16 protein-coding genes are annotated in these 17,743 nt (G+C 72.9%); 9 read left to right on the top strand and 7 right to left on the bottom strand.

Annotation, left to right across the window (positions count from 1 at the left end; translation table 11 throughout):
* Window positions 1-124 precede the first annotated feature (124 nt).
* Window positions 125-1,330, top strand: coding sequence for an amino acid deaminase/aldolase (locus ACIQU4_RS30625; protein WP_403737469.1), 1,206 nt, complete (start codon window positions 125-127; stop codon window positions 1,328-1,330).
* Here ACIQU4_RS30625 and ACIQU4_RS30620 read toward each other — a convergent pair.
* The 4 genes from ACIQU4_RS30620 to ACIQU4_RS30605 all read right to left on the bottom strand — a co-directional run bounded on the left by ACIQU4_RS30620 (window position 1,327) and on the right by ACIQU4_RS30605 (window position 6,355).
* Entirely contained in the window at window positions 1,327-2,622 is a 1,296-nt protein-coding gene (locus tag ACIQU4_RS30620; RefSeq protein WP_403737467.1) for a haloacid dehalogenase-like hydrolase, read from the bottom strand. The genes ACIQU4_RS30625 and ACIQU4_RS30620 overlap by 4 nt on opposite strands.
* Before the next feature lie 133 nt (window positions 2,623-2,755).
* Window positions 2,756-3,547: a 3-oxoacyl-ACP reductase gene (locus tag ACIQU4_RS30615; protein ID WP_327131398.1), complete on the bottom strand. Its 792-nt coding sequence runs from the start codon at window positions 3,545-3,547 to the stop codon at window positions 2,756-2,758.
* Window positions 3,548-3,554: 7 nt separating this feature from the next.
* Window positions 3,555-4,934 carry an aldehyde dehydrogenase family protein gene (locus ACIQU4_RS30610; protein WP_403737464.1) on the bottom strand — a complete coding sequence of 460 codons (1,380 nt, stop codon included), beginning with the start codon at window positions 4,932-4,934 and terminating at the stop codon, window positions 3,555-3,557.
* Between the two features lie 56 nt (window positions 4,935-4,990).
* The gene (locus tag ACIQU4_RS30605) at window positions 4,991-6,355 is read right to left on the bottom strand and encodes a glutamine synthetase family protein (protein ID WP_385588376.1); all 1,365 of its coding nucleotides are present in this window, start codon (window positions 6,353-6,355) and stop codon (window positions 4,991-4,993) included.
* A gap of 77 nt (window positions 6,356-6,432) precedes the next feature.
* On the opposite strand from ACIQU4_RS30605, the gene ACIQU4_RS30600 reads away from it, so the two are divergent.
* The 3 genes from ACIQU4_RS30600 (at window position 6,433) to ACIQU4_RS30590 (ending at window position 9,519) form a co-directional block, all read left to right on the top strand.
* The gene (locus ACIQU4_RS30600) at window positions 6,433-7,179 is read left to right on the top strand and encodes a FadR/GntR family transcriptional regulator (RefSeq protein ID WP_053688763.1); all 747 of its coding nucleotides are present in this window, start codon (window positions 6,433-6,435) and stop codon (window positions 7,177-7,179) included.
* A gap of 124 nt (window positions 7,180-7,303) precedes the next feature.
* Window positions 7,304-8,782, top strand: a complete 1,479-nt coding sequence (eat, locus tag ACIQU4_RS30595) for an ethanolamine permease (RefSeq protein WP_403737460.1) — start codon at window positions 7,304-7,306, stop codon at window positions 8,780-8,782.
* A gap of 32 nt (window positions 8,783-8,814) precedes the next feature.
* The gene (locus ACIQU4_RS30590; RefSeq protein WP_403737457.1) at window positions 8,815-9,519 is read left to right on the top strand and encodes a gamma-glutamyl-gamma-aminobutyrate hydrolase family protein; all 705 of its coding nucleotides are present in this window, start codon (window positions 8,815-8,817) and stop codon (window positions 9,517-9,519) included.
* An 89-nt stretch (window positions 9,520-9,608) separates the two neighbouring features.
* Here the strand turns inward: ACIQU4_RS30590 and ACIQU4_RS30585 are convergent, their stop codons facing one another.
* On the bottom strand, window positions 9,609-10,532 hold the full coding sequence (locus tag ACIQU4_RS30585; RefSeq protein WP_403737454.1) for a LysR family transcriptional regulator: 924 nt from the start codon (window positions 10,530-10,532) through the stop codon (window positions 9,609-9,611).
* Window positions 10,533-10,602: 70 nt separating this feature from the next.
* On the opposite strand from ACIQU4_RS30585, the gene ACIQU4_RS30580 reads away from it, so the two are divergent.
* Window positions 10,603-11,724 carry a TDT family transporter gene (locus ACIQU4_RS30580; protein WP_403737452.1) on the top strand — a complete coding sequence of 374 codons (1,122 nt, stop codon included), beginning with the start codon at window positions 10,603-10,605 and terminating at the stop codon, window positions 11,722-11,724.
* Here the strand turns inward: ACIQU4_RS30580 and ACIQU4_RS30575 are convergent.
* Together ACIQU4_RS30575 and ACIQU4_RS30570 are read right to left on the bottom strand one after the other, a co-directional pair.
* Complete coding sequence (locus ACIQU4_RS30575) at window positions 11,721-12,458, bottom strand: helical backbone metal receptor (RefSeq protein WP_403737449.1); 738 nt, start codon at window positions 12,456-12,458, stop codon at window positions 11,721-11,723. The genes ACIQU4_RS30580 and ACIQU4_RS30575 overlap by 4 nt on opposite strands.
* Window positions 12,455-13,066 (bottom strand): helix-turn-helix domain-containing protein, encoded by a 612-nt coding sequence (locus ACIQU4_RS30570; RefSeq protein ID WP_048476971.1) that lies wholly within the window; start codon window positions 13,064-13,066, stop codon window positions 12,455-12,457. The genes ACIQU4_RS30575 and ACIQU4_RS30570 overlap by 4 nt, the downstream gene beginning before the upstream one ends.
* A 251-nt stretch (window positions 13,067-13,317) precedes the next feature.
* Here ACIQU4_RS30570 and ACIQU4_RS30565 point away from each other — a divergent pair, with 251 nt between their 5' ends.
* From ACIQU4_RS30565 to ACIQU4_RS30550, 4 genes are all read left to right on the top strand, one after another.
* Complete coding sequence (locus ACIQU4_RS30565; RefSeq protein WP_387286633.1) at window positions 13,318-14,223, top strand: 5'-3' exonuclease H3TH domain-containing protein; 906 nt, start codon at window positions 13,318-13,320, stop codon at window positions 14,221-14,223.
* 49 nt (window positions 14,224-14,272) lie between these two features.
* Complete coding sequence (locus ACIQU4_RS30560) at window positions 14,273-15,106, top strand: siderophore-interacting protein (protein ID WP_403737446.1); 834 nt, start codon at window positions 14,273-14,275, stop codon at window positions 15,104-15,106.
* Window positions 15,107-15,186: 80 nt separating this feature from the next.
* A complete protein-coding gene (locus tag ACIQU4_RS30555; protein WP_403737443.1) occupies window positions 15,187-16,737 on the top strand; it encodes a serine hydrolase in 1,551 nt (516 codons plus the stop codon).
* 18 nt (window positions 16,738-16,755) lie between these two features.
* A complete protein-coding gene (locus ACIQU4_RS30550; protein WP_403737441.1) occupies window positions 16,756-17,730 on the top strand; it encodes an RluA family pseudouridine synthase in 975 nt (324 codons plus the stop codon).
* Window positions 17,731-17,743 lie beyond the last annotated feature (13 nt).

The following is a 17,743-nucleotide window of genomic DNA, read 5'->3' as shown; positions in this document are numbered from 1 at the left end:
GGGCCCGGACCCGGTCCCGGCGAGGGTGTGCCCGGAAGGCCCGCGCCCCGGTGCGGGGTACGGCCGCGCGGCCCGGGCCGCACACCCCTACCCACCGGTAGAACCATCTGGCAGGCTGCCGCCCATGAATCTTCCCGCCAGTGGAGACAGGGCCCGTTACGACCGGGCCACCGCGCACCTCGACGCGCCCCTGGCCATCGTCGATCTCGCCGCGTTCGACGCCAACGCCGACGACCTCGTCCGCCGCGCGGCCGGCAAGCCGATCCGTGTCGCCAGCAAGTCCGTCCGCTGCCGCACGCTCCTCGAACGGGTCCTCGCCCGGCCCGGGTTCGCCGGCATCATGTCGTACACCCTCGCCGAGTCGATCTGGCTGGCCCGCTCGGGTTTCGAGGACGTGCTCCTCGCCTATCCGTCCGCCGACCGCACCGGCTTCGCCGAGCTCGCCGGCGACCCCAAGCTGGCCGCGGCCGTCACCGTCATGGTCGACGACCCCGCCCAGCTGGAGCTGATCGACGGTTCCCGCGACGGCGGAACGCAGGAGATCCGCGTCTGCCTCGAACTCGACACCGCCCTCCAGCTCCTCGGCGGCAAGGTCCGGGTCGGCGCCCGCCGTTCGCCGCTCCGCGAGCCCTCCCGGCTCGCCGACCTCGCCCGTACCGTCTCCGCCCGTCCCGGCTTCCGCGTCGTCGGGATCATGGGCTACGAGGGCCACGTCGCCGGCGTCGGAGACTCCATCGCCGGGCGCCCCTTGCGCTCCCGCGCCATCCGGCTCATGCAGGCCGCCGCCCGCAAGGAGCTCGCGGCCCGTCGCGCCGAGGCCGTACGGGCCGTCCGCGCGGTCGTCCCGGACCTGGAGTTCGTCAACGGCGGGGGCACTGGCAGCGTCCAGCAGACCGCCGCCGAGGACGCGGTCACGGAGATCGCGGCCGGCTCGGGGCTCTACGTACCGCGGCTGTTCGACAACTACACGTCCTTCCGCGGCCTCCCGGCGGCGCTCTTCGCCCAGCCGGTGGTCCGCCGGCCCGGCGTCGGCGTGGTCACCGTCCTCGGCGGCGGATACCCCGCCTCCGGCGCGGCCGGGGCGGACCGGCTCCCGGTCCCGTACCTCCCGCAGGGGCTGCGCTACGACCCCCAGGAGGGGGCCGGCGAGGTGCAGACACCGCTGCTCGGCAGCCCGGCCGACGATCTGCTGATCGGCGACCGGGTCTGGTTCCGCCACGCCAAGGCGGGCGAACTGTGCGAGCGCTTCGACGCGTTGCACCTCATCGAGGGCGACCGGGTGACGGCCACCGTCCCGACCTACCGGGGCGAGGGCCGCACCTTCCTCTAGCCGGCCCGGTACACGCTGTCCGTCTGGTCGGGGATGACGCTCGTGTCGCCCCGGCGGACGGGGCCCGCCGTGCCGTCGTGGTCGACGTAGCCCGTGGTCGAGCACGGGTAGGGGGTGGTCTTCTGCTTCTTCGGCTCGATGAACATCGGGTTCACGATCCACTTGCCGTCGCTGTCGTCGTACGCGCGGCACATCAGCTCGTTCTTGTTCCGGTTCACCACGAGCCGCAGCGCGGTCGCGTCCCGCAGGAACGAGACGTCGGTGTCGGAGTCGCCCGCGGCGAACACCTGGCGGCGGGCGGCCGGCTGTACCTTCTCGGCGGCCGCGCCGCGCACGCCGAAGACCTCCTTGTTGATCCAGCAGCGCTTGCCGTCGATGTACGTGATCATCGTGTCGGCGCCGTCCTTCACCGAGCCGCAGCCCTGCAGGTGCGCGGTGAACTTCCCGCCGGACGTGGTCGTGTTGCGGATGCCGATGACGTGGTCCGCGGCGACGCCGACGCCCTTGGCCCAGACCTCGACGACCGGCTGCGGCGAGGCCGAGCTGATCCAGACGTCGAAGCCGGCCTTCTGCAGGCCGCCGATGAGGTCCTTCTGCTGGTCGTAGTAGCGGACCCAGCCGGTGACGGCGGCGGTGCCGACCTGCTGCGTGGCGCCGACGGGCGCGGCCAGGTTCTCGGCCCGGGCGGCGGCCGCGAAGCCGCGGACCTCGCGGGCGGTCCAGCCCTGCGTCAGCTGGGGCAGCCAGGCGTACGCGGGCTCGATGGTGCGGTGGTCCCAGCCGGCGAAGGCGGCGGCGCCGGAGCGGGTCGCGGCGGTGCCGTAGACGGCGGCGAGTTCGTCGGCGCAGCCCGCGCCCCCGGGCGTGCCGGTGGGCAGCGGGGCGCCGGGGCGGGCGAGGGCGCCGCAGGCGTCGGCGAGCGCTCGGGCGGCGGCCGGTGTGAGGTAGCGGCTGGTGGTGGTCCAGTCCCCGGCGGCGGGCTGGCGGATCTTGCCGTTCCGCAGCAGCCAGTACATCTGGGCATCGCCCACGTCGTTCTTGACGACGGTGTTGTCCCAGTCGAAGACGGCGACGGGCTTGGTCCGGTTCGGCCGGTACGGGTTGCACTTCCCGTACGCGTCGATCAGCTGCTGGAGCCGGGCCTGGTTGTCCCCGTACCAGCCGGCCGCGAGCCGCGGGGCGGTGCAGTGGGCCGCCTGGGCGGCGGGCGCTGTGGCGACGAGGGTGCCGGCGGCGATCGCGACGGCGGCGCCGACGGCCTGGAGCCGTCGTACGGTGCTGCGTGGGGTCACTGAGGTGAACACTCCTCTTTCTCACGAAGATCATCTCGGACGGTAGGACACGACAGCCGGGCGTCGTGCGACGCCCGGCTGTCGGGGGGATGGAGTACGGGTGAACGCTGGGGGCGCCCGCCCGTGGGCCGTCCTACAGGGGCGTCACGTACGCGCCCGAGATGCCGCCGTCGACCAGGAAGTCGGTGGCATTGATGAACGAGGAGTCGTCGCTCGCGAGGAAGGCGACGGCGGCCGCGATCTCGGTGGGCTCCGCGAACCGGCCCAGCGGGATGTGCACCAGGCGGCGGGCCGCCCGCTCCGGGTCCTTGGCGAACAGCTCCTGCAGCAGCGGGGTGTTGACCGGCCCCGGGCACAGGGCGTTGACGCGGATGCCCTCGCGGGCGAACTGCACGCCGAGCTCGCGCGACATGGCGAGCACGCCGCCCTTGGAGGCGGTGTACGAGATCTGCGAGGTGGCGGCGCCCATGATGGCCACGAAGGACGCGGTGTTGATGATGGAGCCGCGGCCCTGGCGCTGCATGTACGGCAGGGCGGCCTTGCAGCACAGGTAGACGGAGGTGAGGTTGACGTCCTGGACCCGCTTCCAGGCCTCCAGGCCGGTGGTGAGGATCGAGTCGTCGTCCGGGGGCGAGATGCCCGCGTTGTTGAAGGCGATGTCGACGGAGCCGTAGGTGTCGAAGGCCGTCTTGAAGAGGGCCTCGACCTCTTCCGGGCTGGTGACGTCGACCTTCACGAACAGGCCGCCGACCTCCTCGGCCGCGGCCTTGCCGGCCGTCTCGTCGATGTCGGCGCAGACCACGTCGGCGCCCTCGGAGGCCAGCCGGCGGGCGGTGGCGAGGCCGATGCCGCTGCCGGCTCCGGTGATGACGGCGGTGCGGCCGACCAGGCGGCGGCAGACGATCTCGGTGTCAGAAGTGGTCATGATGGGCTCAGGCCTCCGTGCTGATGAAGACGTTCTTGGTCTCGGTGAATGCGGTCAGGGCGTCGGGTCCGAGCTCGCGGCCGAGTCCGGACTGCTTGTAGCCGCCGAAGGGGGTCCAGTAGCGGACGCTGCTGTGGGAGTTGACGGACAGGTTGCCCGCGGCGACGGCGCGCGATACGCGCAGCGCGCGGCCGATGTCGCGGGTCCAGAGGGAGCCGGAGAGCCCGTACTCGGTCGCGTTGGCCAGGCGTACGGCGTCCTCCTCGTCCTCGAAGGGGAGGACGACGGCGACGGGGCCAAAGACTTCCGCCGCCGCCACGGGCGCGGTGGGGGCGACGTCCGTGACGAGGGTCGGCGGGTACCAGAAGCCGGGGCCCTCGGGGGCGGTGCCGCGGATCGCGGTGAGGTCGTCGGTGACGTACGACCGTACGCGCTCCAGTTGCACGCGGGAGATCAGCGGCCCCATCTGGGTCTTCTCGTCGGCGGGGTCGCCGACCACGACGCCTTCGATGCCGGGGGCGAGCAGCTCCAGGAACCGGTCGTAGGCGGAGCGCTGGACGAGGATGCGCGTACGGGCGCAGCAGTCCTGGCCGGTGTTGTCGAGGAAGGCCATGGGAGCCGCCGCCGCCGCGGCCTCCAGGTCCGCGTCGGCGAAGACGATGTTGGGGCTCTTGCCGCCGAGTTCGAGGGTGACCCGCTTCACCCGGTCGGCGCACTTGGCCATGATCTGCTTGCCGACCGGGGTGGATCCGGTGAAAACGATCTTCGCGACGCCCGGGTGCTCGACGAGCGCGTCCCCGGCGACGGTCCCGCGGCCGGGGAGCACCTGGAAGAGGTGCTCGGGGATCCCTGCTTCGAGGGCGAGTTCGGCCAGGCGCAGCGCGGTGAGCGGGGTGGTCTCGGCGGGCTTGAGGAGGACGGCGTTGCCGGCGGCCAGGGCCGGGGCGAGGCCCCAGGCGGCGATCGGCATCGGGAAGTTCCACGGGGCGATCACGCCGATGACGCCGAGGGGTTCGAGGAAGGTGACGTCGATGCCGCCGGCTACGGGGATCTGCCGGCCGGAGAGCCGTTCCACTCCCCCGGCCGCGTATTCGAGCAGGTCGCGGACGTTGCCGGCTTCCCAGCGGGCGTTGCCGATGGTGTGCCCGGCCTCGCGGACCTCCAGCTGGGCCAGTTCCTCGATGTGCCCGTCGACGACGGTGGCGAAGCGGCGCAGCAGCCGGGCCCGGTCGGCGGGGGCGGCCGCCGCCCAGCCGCGCTGGGCCGCGGCGGCCCGCGCGACGGCGGCGTCGACATCGTCCCGTGTGGCGGCCGGGACGATGGCGACGATTTCCTCGGTGGCCGGATTCAACACTGTCAATTTGTCGGGGGCCAGCACATCGGACACGTGTTGCCTCACAGAGGTTCGGGGGCAGAGTTGACGGCGACTGGGCTATCAGGTGACTACAGGCGTTCGAAGGAGCGACGCAGTTCCCAGTCGGTGACGGCGGAGTCGTACGCGTCCAGTTCCACGCGGGCCATGTTGCGGTAGTGGGCCACCACTTCGGGCCCGAACGCGGCCTTGGCGATCTCGCTGTTCTCCCAGAGCTCCGCGGCCTCGCGCAAGGTGGTGGGCACGTGCGCGAAGTCGGCGGTGTACGCGTTGCCCGCGCAGGCCTCGGGCAGTTCGAGGCGGTGCTCGATGCCGTACAGCCCGGCCGCGACCAGGCCGGCGACGGCGAGGTACGGGTTCACGTCCCCGCCCGGGAGGCGGTTCTCGAAGCGCATGGAGCGGCCGTGGCCGACGACGCGGAGCGCGCAGGTCCGGTTGTCCACGCCCCACGCGACGGCGGTCGGCGCGAAGGATCCCGGCCGGAAACGCTTGTACGAGTTGATGTTCGGGGCGTAGAGAAGGGAGAAGTCGCGCAGCGCGGCCAGCTGGCCGGCCAGGAAGTGTCGCATCACCGGTGACATTCCGCCCGGGCCGTCGCCGGCCATCGCGTTGTGCCCGTCGGCGTCGCCCAGCGAGAGGTGGATATGACAGGAGTTGCCCTCGCGCTCGTCGAACTTGGCCATGAAGGTGAGCGAGACGCCTTCCTGGGAGGCGATCTCCTTGGCGCCCGTCTTGTAGACGGCGTGCTGGTCGCAGGTGGTCAGCGCCTCGTCGTAGCGGAAGGCGATCTCGTGCTGGCCGAGGTTGCACTCCCCCTTCGCGGACTCGACGATCAGGCCCGCGGCCTGCATCTCGTTGCGGATCCGGCGCAGCAGGGGCTCGATGCGGCCGGTCCCGAGGACCGAGTAGTCGATGTTGTACTGGTTGGCCGGGGTCAGCCCGCGGTAGCCCGCGTTCCAGGCCTGCTCGTACGTGTCCTGGAAGACCATGAACTCCAGCTCGGTGCCGACCATGGCCGTGTACCCGAGCCCGGCGAGGCGCTCCAGCTGGCGGCGCAGGATCTGCCGGGGCGCGGCGACCACGGGCGAGCCGTCGTTCCAGGCGAGGTCGGCGAGGAGGAAGGCGCTGCCCGGGTTCCAGGGGATCCGGCGCAGGGTCGCGAGGTCGGGGTGCATGGCGAAGTCCCCGTAGCCGCGGTCCCAGGAGGACATCTCGTATCCGTCGACGGTGTTCATGTCCGTGTCGACGGCGAGGAGGTAGTTGCAGCCCTCGGTGCCGTGGGCGAGGACCTCGTCGAGGAAGAACTGTGCGGCGAACCGCTTGCCCTGGAGCCGCCCCTGCATGTCGGGGAAGGCCAGGACCACGGTGTCGATTTCGCCGCTCGCCACGAGAGCGCGAAGCTCCTCGGGCGCGAGCGGCGGCTTGCGGTCTACCACTGGAATCTCTCCTTCGGTGAGCCGAGAAGCCCTAAGGTATTGAATAGAACCATTGCTTGGGAAGGGGAGGAGCCGAGATGACCGACACGGCGAGCGAAGGCGGCGCGATCGCGCGGCTGAATCCGGTACTGCGCCAGGTGCGGGCGGGCAACGGTTTCGAGGAGGCCCTGGAGCAGATCCTCCAGGTGGTCCGGCTGGGTCTGGTGCCGGGCGGCGAACGGCTGCCGCCCGAACGGGAGCTGGCGGAGCGGATGGGGATCAGCCGGGTCACCCTGCGCGAGGTGCTGAAGGTGCTCCAGGACCAGGGTCTGGTGGAGGCCCGGCGCGGGCGGTACGGCGGAACGTTTGTGCTCCCCCGCCCCGACACCCCGGTCGGCGGCACCGAGGACGAGCTGCGCCGGCGCGTGGTGGGCGTGGACATCGAGGACGTCCTGCGGTTCCGCGAGGTCCTGGAGGTGGGCGCGGCCGGACTGTGCGCCTCCCAGGGGCTCACCGAGGAGGGCTCCGAGCGGCTGCTCGGCGCCCTGGCCGCCACCCATGACGCGCCACTGGCCGACTACCGGCGCCAGGACACCCTCTTCCACCTCACCCTGTGCGAGCTCGCCGGATCGGCCACCCTCACGGCCCAGTACGCCGCCGTGCGGGCCACGGTGAACGACCTGCTGGACTGCATCCCGCTGCTGGTGCGGAACCTGGAGCACTCCCAGCAGCAGCACAGCGCGCTCGTGGAGTCGGTGCTGGAGCGCCACCCGGACGCGGCGCGCGAGGTGATGCGCGAACACTGCTGCGGAACGGCGGCCCTGCTGCGCGGATTCCTCGCCTAGAACGGACGCGGCGGGAGCGGCCCGAGAGGTTTTCGTAACCCCTGTTTAACGCAGGGGTCTTGCGCACTCCACTCCGCTACGGCAAAGGTACGCCCCACAACCATTGCCCTAGGCAGGAGCGCACATGGCCGACGACACCGAGGCACGGCTCGCAGCCGTACCCGAACCCACCACGTCCCCCGAGGGCGGCGACACCTCCGACGGCTACCTGGAGCGGCGCACGCTGCGCCGCGGCAGCGCCGGCTGGCTGCTGCTGACCGGCCTCGGCGTCGCGTACGTCGTCTCCGGCGACTTCTCCGGCTGGAACGTCGGCCTCGCCCAGGGCGGCTTCGGCGGGCTCGCCATCGCCACCGTCCTGATGGGCGCGATGTACGCCTGTCTCGTCTTCTCCCTCGCGGAACTGTCCGCGATCCTGCCGACGGCCGGCGGCGGCTACGGCTTCGCCCGCCGGGCGCTCGGCACCTGGGGCGGCTTCCTCACCGGCACCGCGATCCTGATCGAGTACATCCTGGCCCCGGCCGCGATCGCCATCTTCATCGGCGACTACGTCGAATCCCTGAACCTCTTCGGCCTCACCTCCGGCTGGCCGGTCTACCTCGCCTGCTTCGCCGTCTTCATCGGCATCCACCTGTGGGGCGTCGGCGAGGCCCTGCGCTTCTCCCTCGTCGTCACCGCGGTCGCCGTGCTCGCGCTGATCGTCTTCGCGCTCGGCGCCTTCACCGAGTTCGATCCCTCGAACCTCGACAACATCGCCGTGGACACCAGCGCCGCCGGATCGAGCTCCTGGCTGCCGCTGGGCGTGCTCGGCATCTGGGCCGCCTTCCCCTTCGGAATGTGGTTCTTCCTGGGCGTCGAGGGCGTACCGCTGGCCGCCGAGGAGGCCAAGGACCCGGTGCGTTCCATGCCCCGGGCCCTGTCGATCTCCATGGGCATCCTCGTCCTGCTCGCCCTGCTCACCTTCCTGGCCTCGACCGGCGCCCGCGGCGCCGACGCCATCAAGGACGCAGGGAACCCGCTGGTCGTCGCCCTCGAAGGGGACCCCGGCCTCTCCTGGCTGAAGACCTTCGTCAACTACGCCGGTCTCGCGGGCCTCGTGGCCTCCTTCTTCTCCCTCATCTACGCCGGCTCCCGCCAGCTCTTCGCCCTCTCCCGGGCCGGCTACCTGCCGCGTTTCCTCTCCCTCACCTCGAAGCGCAAGGCCCCGTACCTCGGCCTGCTCATCCCCGGCGCGATCGGTTTCGCACTCGCCGCGGCCACCGGCAACGGCCCGCGCATGCTCAACATCGCGGTGTTCGGCGCGACCATCTCGTACGCGCTGATGGCCCTCTCCCACATCGTGCTCCGCAGGCGGGAGCCGGGCCTGGAGCGCCCGTACCGCACGCCCGGCGGCATCGCCACCTCCTCGGTGGCCTTCGTCCTCGCCCTCTCGGCGCTCGTCGCCACCTTCCTCGTGGACAAGGACGCGGCGTTCATCGCCCTCGGTGTGTACGCCGTCGCCCTCGCCTATTTCGCGTTCTACAGTCGGCACCACCTCGTGGCCTCCGCACCGGAGGAGGAGTTCGCGGCGCTGGCGCAGGCCGAGTCCGAACTCACCCGGGACTGACCGCTGTTCCCCAACCCCTGGAGGTGGCAACCGTGCCCAGGCCGCTCATCGGCATCACGACCTACGTGGAGGAATCCACCCGCTACGGGGCGTGGGACGTCCCCACGTCCCTCGTACCCACCGGGTACTACGAACTCGTCCAGGCGGCGGGCGGCGCGGCCGTGCTGCTCCCGCCGGACGAACCCGGTTCGGCGGCGGAGGTGCTGAGCCGGCTGGACGGCCTGGTCGTCGCGGGCGGCCCCGACGTGGACCCGGTCCGCTACGGGGCCGAGCGGCACCCGCGTACGGGCGCTCCCGCCACGAAGCGGGACGAGTGGGAACTCTCCCTGATCGAGGCGGCCTTGGCGGCGGGCCTGCCGGTGCTGGGCATCTGCCGGGGCATGCAGGCGCTGAACGTGGCCCTGGGCGGCACACTGATCCAGCACATCGACGGCCACGCCGTCGCCCCGGGCGTCATGTCCTGGCACCCGGTCCGCCCGGTCGAGGGGACGCGGTACGCGGCGCTGGTCCCGGAGGAGGCGGAGGTGCCGACCTACCACCACCAGGCCGTCGACCGCCTGGGCGAGGGCCTGATCGCCTCGGCCCACGCGGTCGACGGCACGGTGGAGGCCATCGAACTCCCCGGCCCGGCGCACTGGGTCCTCGGCGTCCAATGGCACCCGGAACGCGACAAGGACACCCGCGTGATGTCCGCGCTGGTCGAAGCGGCCTCCCTCAGCGCGGCGGTCCCGGCCTGACGGAGGCCGACAGGCCCGACCGTCAGGCCGATCGGGCCGAGGAGCAGGACCCGAGGAGCGGGAACGGGGGCCGGGCCACCGGCCGCAGGTCAGGGGCGGGCCCGGGTCAGCGACAGCAGGTCGCGGGCCGGGCCCGCCGGCCTGGCCCCCACGGGCCACACCGCCCGCAGGGCCCGCCCCAGCGCCGCCCCCGTCACCGGGACCTCGACCAGCCGCCGGGCCGCCAGCTCCTCCCCCAGCGCCAGCTCCGACAGCACGCACGGCCCGGCCCCGCTCAGCGCCGCCGCCTTCACCGCCGTCGTCGACGCCAGCTCCAGCAGCGGCTCCGCCAGCCCGCCGCTCTCCGCCAGCGCGGCGTCCAGCACCTGCCGGGTCCCCGAGCCCCACTCCCGCAGGATCAGCGGCGTCGCCGCCAGCTCCTGCGCCGCCACCCCCCGCGAGCGCCGCGCCCACGCGTGCCCCGGAGCCACCGCCACCACCAGCCGGTCCTGCGCGATCACCGCCGAGTCCAGCCCCTCCGGCACCGACAGCCCCTCCACGAACCCCAGGTCCGCCTCATGGGTCAGCACCCGCTCCGCGACCACCGCGGAGTTCCCCGCGTGCAGCGACACCGCCGTCCCCGGCCGCTGCCCGCGCAGCGCGATCAGCCACCCCGGCAGCAGGTACTCCGCGATGGTCATGCTGGCGGCCACCCGCAGCCGCGAGTCCCGCCGCCCGCGCAGCGCCTGCGCCCCGGCGTCGAACGCCTCCGCCGCCTCCACCACGCGCCGCGCCCAGTCCGTGACCAGCGCCCCCTCCGCCGTCAGGGTCGACCCCCGCGGCGAGCGGTCCACCAGCGCCACGCCCAGCCGCGTCTCCATCGCCCGGATCCGGCTGCTCGCGGCGGGCTGGGTGATGCCCATGCGCCTGGCCGCGCCGCTCAGGCTGCCGACCCGGGCGACCGCGAGCAGCAGCTCCAGCGCCCCCAGGTCCGGTACCCGGTGTGCCAGCGGAACCCACTCCTCGTTACCCATAAAGTCAGTTTATGGCCTTATAGAGAGATGGCCCCTGCCGTCGACAGAGCCCCGCCAGGAGGCTGGGTCCATGGCCACCACCCTCGTGCGACCCCGCGCCCACACCTCCCGGAGCCCCGAAGCCCACAAGGCCTTCCCGGCGCTCCGTCACCTCGGCCCCAACTGGTACGCGTCCGTCATGGGCACGGCGATCGTCGCCAACGCCGGCGCGACCCTCCCGTACCAGGTGCCCGGTCAGCGCGTGGCCTGCCAGATCGTCTGGGCGCTGTCCGCGGCGGCCCTCGCCCTCCTGCTCACCGCCCGCGCCGGCCACTGGCTCCACCACCGCGACCAGGCCCGCGCCCACCTCCTCGACCCCGCCGTGGCCCCCTTCTACGGATGTCTCGCGATGGCCCTGCTGGCCGTCGGCGGCGGCACCCTGATCGTCGGCAAGGACCTTATCGGCGTGCCCGCCGCCGTCGCCGTCGACACCGTGCTCTTCACCGCCGGTACCGCGATCGGCCTGCTCATGGCCGTGGCGGTGCCTTACCTGATGGTGGTCCGGCACAAGGTCGAGGCCGCGCAGGCCACCCCCGTATGGCTGCTGCCCCTGGTCGCCCCGATGGTCTCCGCCGCCCTGGGCCCCCTGCTGATACCCCACCTGCCCGCCGGACAGCCCCGCGAGGCGCTGCTGCTGGCCTGCTACGCCATGTTCGGCATCAGCCTGCTGGCCACCCTGCTGATGCTGCCCCTGATCTTCGGCCGGCTGATCGTGGGCGGTCCCCTGCCCCTGCTGCTGACCCCGACCCTGTTCCTGGTCCTGGGCCCCCTCGGCCAGTCCACCACCGCGGTCAACCAGCTCGCCGACGTGGCCCCCGAGGCGATCGGCGCCTCCTACGCCGGCGCGCTCGGCGCCTTCGCGGTGGTCTACGGAGTGCCCGTGATGGGCTTCGCCCTGCTGTGGCTGGCCCTCGCGGCCGCGATGCTGGTCCGGGCCGCGCGTAACGGCATGGGGTTCGCGATGACCTGGTGGGCGCTGACCTTCCCCGTCGGCACCTGCGTCACGGGCGCCGCCGGTCTGGCCCGCCACACCGGCCTGACCGCGTTCGCCTGGCTCGCCGCCGCCCTGTTCCTGGCCCTGCTGACCGCCTGGCTGCTCGCCGCCGCCCACACCCTGCGCGGCCTGCTCACCGGCGCGCTGCTGCCCCGCTAGCGGGCCGCGCGCAGGGCCGCCGCCAGTACCGCCGGGGCCTCGGCCAGCGAGGGCCCGTACCAGGTGAGGTGGCGGCCGCTGACCAGCGCGGAGGGGCGGTCCGGGAAGGCTTCCGGGCCGTCCTCGCGCGTGAAGCGGTACGGCTCGTCGGGGAGCACCACCAGATCGCAGTCGGCGGCGGCCAGCTCCTCCACCGGCACCCGCGGATACCGCTCGGCGTGCCCGGCGTAGACGTTGTGCACGCCCAGGCGCGCCAGCAGATCGCCCGCGAAGGTGTCCCGGCCGAGCACCATCCACGGCCGCCGCCACACCGGTACGAACGCCCGCCGCGGGCCGGCCGGGGCCACCCGCGCCCAGGCCGCCTCGGCCTCGTCAAGCCACTGCGGCCTCGACAGCCCCAGGGCCCCCACCAGCACCCGGTCCAGCTCGGTCAGCGCCTGCGGCAGCTCCCGTACCTCGGTGACCAGCACCTCCACCCCGGCCGCGCGCAGCGCCGCCAGGTCCGGGGCCCGGTTCTCCTCCTCGTTGGCGATCACCAGGTCCGGGCGCAGCGCCGTGATCCGCTCCACGTCGGGGTTCTTCGTCCCCCCGATGCGCACCGCGCCCCGTTCGGCGAGGTCCGCGGGATGCGTGCACCAGTCGGTCACCCCGACGAGCAGCCCGGGAGCGCTGACCGCCACCGCCTCGGTCAGCGAGGGCACGAGCGAGACGACCCGCGTCCGGCTGCGGCTCACTGCCCGGGCGAGGGCGGCTCGGAGGTCGCGTGGATGTGCTCGCCCACCGCCACGACCAGGAGCCTGGTGTCCTCGGAGACGGCCCGCCAGCGGTGCCGTACGCCGCCGGACAGGAACAGCGCGTCCCCGCTCTCCAGCCGGTACGCCCGTCCCTCGGCCTCCACCTGGCAGGCGCCCGAGACCACGTACATCAGCTCGTCGTTGCGGTGCTGGTACTCGCGCCCGGCGTCCTGGTCCCCGGTGAACTCCAGAGCGTGCAGCTGGTGGTGTCCGCGTACGAGGGGGCGCACGCCCGGGACCGGGGTGAGCCCGGAGTCGTCCCCGGCCCGTACGAGATCGACCGTGCGCGCGGTGTCGGAGGCGGCCAGCAGCTCGACGGCCGTGGTCTCCAGCGCGTCCGCGACCCTCTCCAGGGACCGCATGCTGGGCCGTGCCCGCTCGTTCTCTATCTGGCTCAGGAAGGGCACCGACAGGCCGCTGCGCGCCGATACGGCGGCGAGGGTGAGGTGCAGTGCCCGGCGGCGCTTGCGCACGGCCACGCCCACCCGGAGCGGTTCCTTGGCGTCCTTGTCCCGTTCCTTGTCGTCCGAGCCGTCCCTGTCGTCCATGGCGGGGCTGCCCTCCCCTTGTCTGGTCCGTCGGCGTACGTCGGCGTCCGTCTCACATCGGTGTGCTGTAAGCACCTTACGCAGCAACCGCCCCCGGTTTCGCGTGCAAGAGCCGACCAGGGTACGCCCCGGGTGAAACTCCCGTGCCGTTTTCGAGCGCTCTTGCGGCCACCTTCCGTGCCCCTGGGCGTAACCGTCGGCCGCGGGCGGGGTGCGGCATCATCGTCACCGTGACGACGACTCGACGCCTGATGCTGCTGGACACCGCCTCCCTCTACTTCCGCGCGTACTTCGGCGTGCCGGACTCCGTGAAGGCCCCGGACGGCACCCCCGTCAACGCGGTGCGCGGGCTGCTCGACTTCATCGGGCGCCTCGTGCAGGACCACCGCCCCGACGATCTGGTGGCGTGCATGGACGCCGACTGGCGGCCGCACTGGCGGGTGGAGCTGATCCCCTCGTACAAGGCGCACCGGGTCGCCGAGGAGACCGAGACCGGTCCGGACGTGGAGGAGACCCCCGACACGCTGTCCCCGCAGGTGCCGATCATCGAGGCGGCGCTGGACGCGTTCGGGATCGCCCGGGTGGGGGTCGCCGGGTACGAGGCCGACGACGTGATCGGCACGCTCACGGCGCGCGCCACGGGCCCGGTGGACATCGTCACCGGCGACCGGGACCTGTACCAGCTGGTCGACGACGCCCGGCAGCGGCGCGTGCTGTACCCCCTGAAGGGGGTCGGCACGCTCCAGGTGACGGACGAGGCGTGGCTGCGCGGGAAGTACGGGGTGGACGGTGCGGGGTACGCGGACCTGGCGCTGCTGCGCGGTGACCCGAGCGACGGGCTGCCGGGGGTCCCGGGGGTCGGCGAGAAGACGGCGGCGAAGCTGCTGGACGCGTACGGCTCGCTGGCCGGGATCATCGCGGCGATCGACGACCCGAAGTCCAAGCTGACGCCCACGCAGCGCAAGCGGCTGGATGAGTCGCGGCCGTATCTGGCGGTGGCTCCGAAGGTGGTCCGGGTGGCCTCGGACGTACCCCTTCCGGAGTTCGACCCGGCGCTGCCCGCGGTGCCCGCGCAGCCGGAACTCGTCGACGCGCTGGCGCGCCGGTGGGGTTTGGGCGGAGCGGTATCGCGCCTCAGCAGCGCGCTGCGCCCTTGAGGTGCTAACTTAGGTAATCCTAAGTTTCAGGGGAGCAAGGGGAGACGCCGTGGCAGAAGGACGCGCCCGCAAGATCGGCACCGCAGTGGTCGTGCGCACAGAGCGGCTCACGCCGCACATGGTGCGCGTGGTGCTGGGCGGTGCCGGACTGGTCCGATTCAGTGCGGGCGAGTTCGCGGACCATTACATCAAGCTCCTGTTCGCCCCCGAAGGCGTCACCTACCCCTCGCCGTGGGACCTGGACCGGATCCGCGCCGATCACGCGCGGGAGGCCTGGCCGCGCCAGCGGGCGTACACGGTCCGCGCCTGGGACCCGGTGCACCTGGAGCTGACGCTCGACTTCGTCGTCCACGGCGACGAGGGGCTGGCCGGCCCCTGGGCGGCCCGCGTCCAGCCGGGTGAACTCGTCCGCTTCCTCGGCCCCGGCGGCGCGTACGCGCCGGACCCGGCGGCCGACTGGCACCTGCTGGTGGGCGACGAGAGCGCGCTGCCGGCGATCGCCGCCGCGATGGAGCGCATGCCGGTGGGCGCGCGGGTGCGCGCGCTCGTGGAGGTCGAGGGCCCGGACGACGAGCAGAAGATCGCCACCCCGGACGGCATCGTCCCGGTCTGGCTGCACCGCGGCTCCCGCCCGGTCGGCGAGATGCTCGTCGAGGCGGTCAGGGCCCTGGAGTTCCCCTCCCGCGACGTGCACGCCTTCGTCCACGGCGAGGCCGGCTTCGTGAAGGACCTCCGCCGCCACCTGCGCCTGGAGCGAGGCGTCCCCAAGGGGCGCCTGTCGATCTCCGGCTACTGGCGCCTCGGCGAGACGGACGAGGGCTGGCGGGCGATCAAGCGCGACTGGAACGCCCGGGTCATGGCCGAACAGGAATCCGCGGCCTGACCGCAGTTCCCGACCCGCCGGGGGATGCCCTCCCGCCGCTCCGAGCGGCAGGGTCACCCGTTCGGCGTGACAATGTCGGCATGCGTACGCTCCGCATGTTCGGTGCAGCCGGAGCCGCCGCTGTCCTCGCGGCAACGGCGGTGGCCGGCGCGCACGCGGCGCCGAGCCCGCCGCCCGCGCCCAAGCCCCAGATCACTGACGCGGAAGTGGACGCCGCGCTCGCGCGCCTCACCGGATTCGTCACCGACGCCCTGCGCACCACCAAAGTCCCCGGAGCCGCCGTCGCCGTCGTCCACGACGACAAGGTCGTCTACCTCAAGGGCTTCGGCGTCCGGCGCACCGACCAGGACGGCAGGATCGGCCCCGACACCGTCTTCCAGATCGCCTCCCTGTCGAAGCCGATCTCCTCCACGGTGGTGGCCGGCACCCTCAAGAACCCCGCCGACTGGGACCGCCGCAGCGAACTCCCCGGCTTCGCGCTGAAGGACCCCTGGGTCACCGATCACGTCACCACCGCCGACCTCTTCTCGCACCGCAGCGGCCTCCCCGACCACGCCGGGGACCTCCTCGAAGACCTCGGCTACGACCAGGCGTACATCCTCGACCACCTCCGCATGGAGCCCCTCTCCCCCTTCCGCGCGAGCTACGCCTACACCAACTTCGGCCTCACCGCGGCCGCCGAGGCCGTCGCCCGGCAGCACGGCACGAGCTGGCAGAAGCTCGCCGAGGACACCCTCTTCAAGCCCGCCGGCATGACGCACACCAGTACCGAGTTCTCCGCCTTCGTCAACGCCCCCGACCACGCAGCCACCCACGTCAAGAACCCTGACGGCACCTGGTCGCCCCGCTTCGTACGCGACCCGGACGCCCAGGCCCCGGCCGGCGGCGTGAGCTCCACCGCCACCGACATGGCCCGCTGGCTGCGGCTCCAGCTGGCCGGCGGCACCCTCGACGGGAAGCGGATCGTCCCCGCCGGCACCCTCGCGACCACGCACCTGCCGCAGATCCTGTCGCAGGCGCCGACCCCGCCGCTGGACCACACCGGCTTCTACGGGCTCGGCTGGAACGTGTCCTACGACGACGCGGGCCGGCTGCGCCTCAGCCACTCCGGGGCCTTCGACCTCGGCGCCAACACCAACGTCACGATGCTGCCCCTGGAGCGGCTCGGCATCGTCGTCCTGACCAACGGCGCCCCGGTCGGCGTCGCCGACGCCATAGCCGAGGACTTCTTCGACACCGCCGAGCACGGCGGGCCGACCACCGAGTGGCTCCCCCTCTTCGCCCGGCTGTACGCCCAGGCCGACGACACCGGCCGCTCCACCACCGACTACGCGCACCCGCCCGCGGGCGCGAAGCCGGCCCGCGCCGACAGCGCGTACACCGGGACCTACGTCAGCCCCTACTACGGGAAGCTGACCGTGACGGCGAACGCCAGCGGCGACGGCGGTCTCACCCTCTCCCTCGGCCCGAAGCCGATGCGCTTCCCGCTCACCCACTACGACGGGGACACCTTCAGCTACGTGACCGCCGGCGAGAACGCCGTCGGCCGCACCGGGGTGACCTTCAAGGACGGCACGGTCCGCATCGAGTACCTGGACGCCACCCACCTGGGCACCTTCACCAAGCAGTAGCCGCATAGCCTGGACCCGATGAGACGCAGAGCCCAGGCACCCCCCTCGCCCCTCCCCCAGGTCGCCGGCATCGACCCGGTCCGGCTGCGGCTGCCCGCCGACCCCGCCGGGCGCTGGCCCGACCTCGGCGGCTACCTCGCCGAGCGGTACGCCGGCACCCGCGGCGCCGAGTCCATCGCGCACCTGCTGCGCGCCGGGCGGGTGTTCGGCCCCGGCGGGCGGGTCCTGAGTCCGCAGGACCCGTACGAGCCGGGCGCCTACCTGTGGTTCCACCGGGACATGGAGCCGGAGCCCGTGGTGCCGTTCCCGATCCGCGTCGTCCACCGGGACGCGCACCTGCTGGTCGTGGACAAGCCGCACTTCCTGGCCACCACCCCGCGCGGCAGCCACATCACGCAGACCGCCCTGGCCCGGCTGCGCACCGAGCTCGACCTGCCCGAGCTCAGCCCGGCGCACCGGCTGGACCGGCTGACCGCCGGACTGGTGATGTTCAGCATCCGCCCCGAGGACCGCGGCGCGTACCAGCTGCTGTTCCAGGAGCGGCGGGTCGTCAAACAGTACGAGGCCCTCGCCGGCCACGACCCGGCGCTCACCCTCCCGCGCACGGTCCGCAGCCACATCGAGAAGACCCGCGGGATCATGGCGGCGGCCGAGATCCCGGGCGCGGAGCCGAACGCCGAAACCCTGGTCGAACTCCTCGCCACCAAGGGGGAGCTGGGCCGCTACCGGCTGACCCCGCACACCGGGCGCACCCACCAGCTGCGGGTGCACATGAACGGTCTCGGCCTGCCGATCCTCGGCGACCCGGTGTACCCGGAGGTCACCGACCCGGCCCCGGACGACTACCGCAGGCCGCTCCAGCTCCTGGCCCGTACGGTGTCCTTCACCGACCCGGTCACCGGCATCCCGCGCCGCTTCGAGAGCGGCCTGAGCCTTCGGGCCTGGCAGGACCTCGCCGGCTGGCGAGGTCCCGAGGGCCCCGAAAGCGACTAGCCGGTGAAGCCGG

The organism is Streptomyces sp. NPDC090741, from assembly GCF_044769045.1.
In the GTDB taxonomy this organism is placed as follows: domain Bacteria; phylum Actinomycetota; class Actinomycetes; order Streptomycetales; family Streptomycetaceae; genus Streptomyces.
This window is presented reverse-complemented; position numbering and strand designations above follow the sequence as displayed.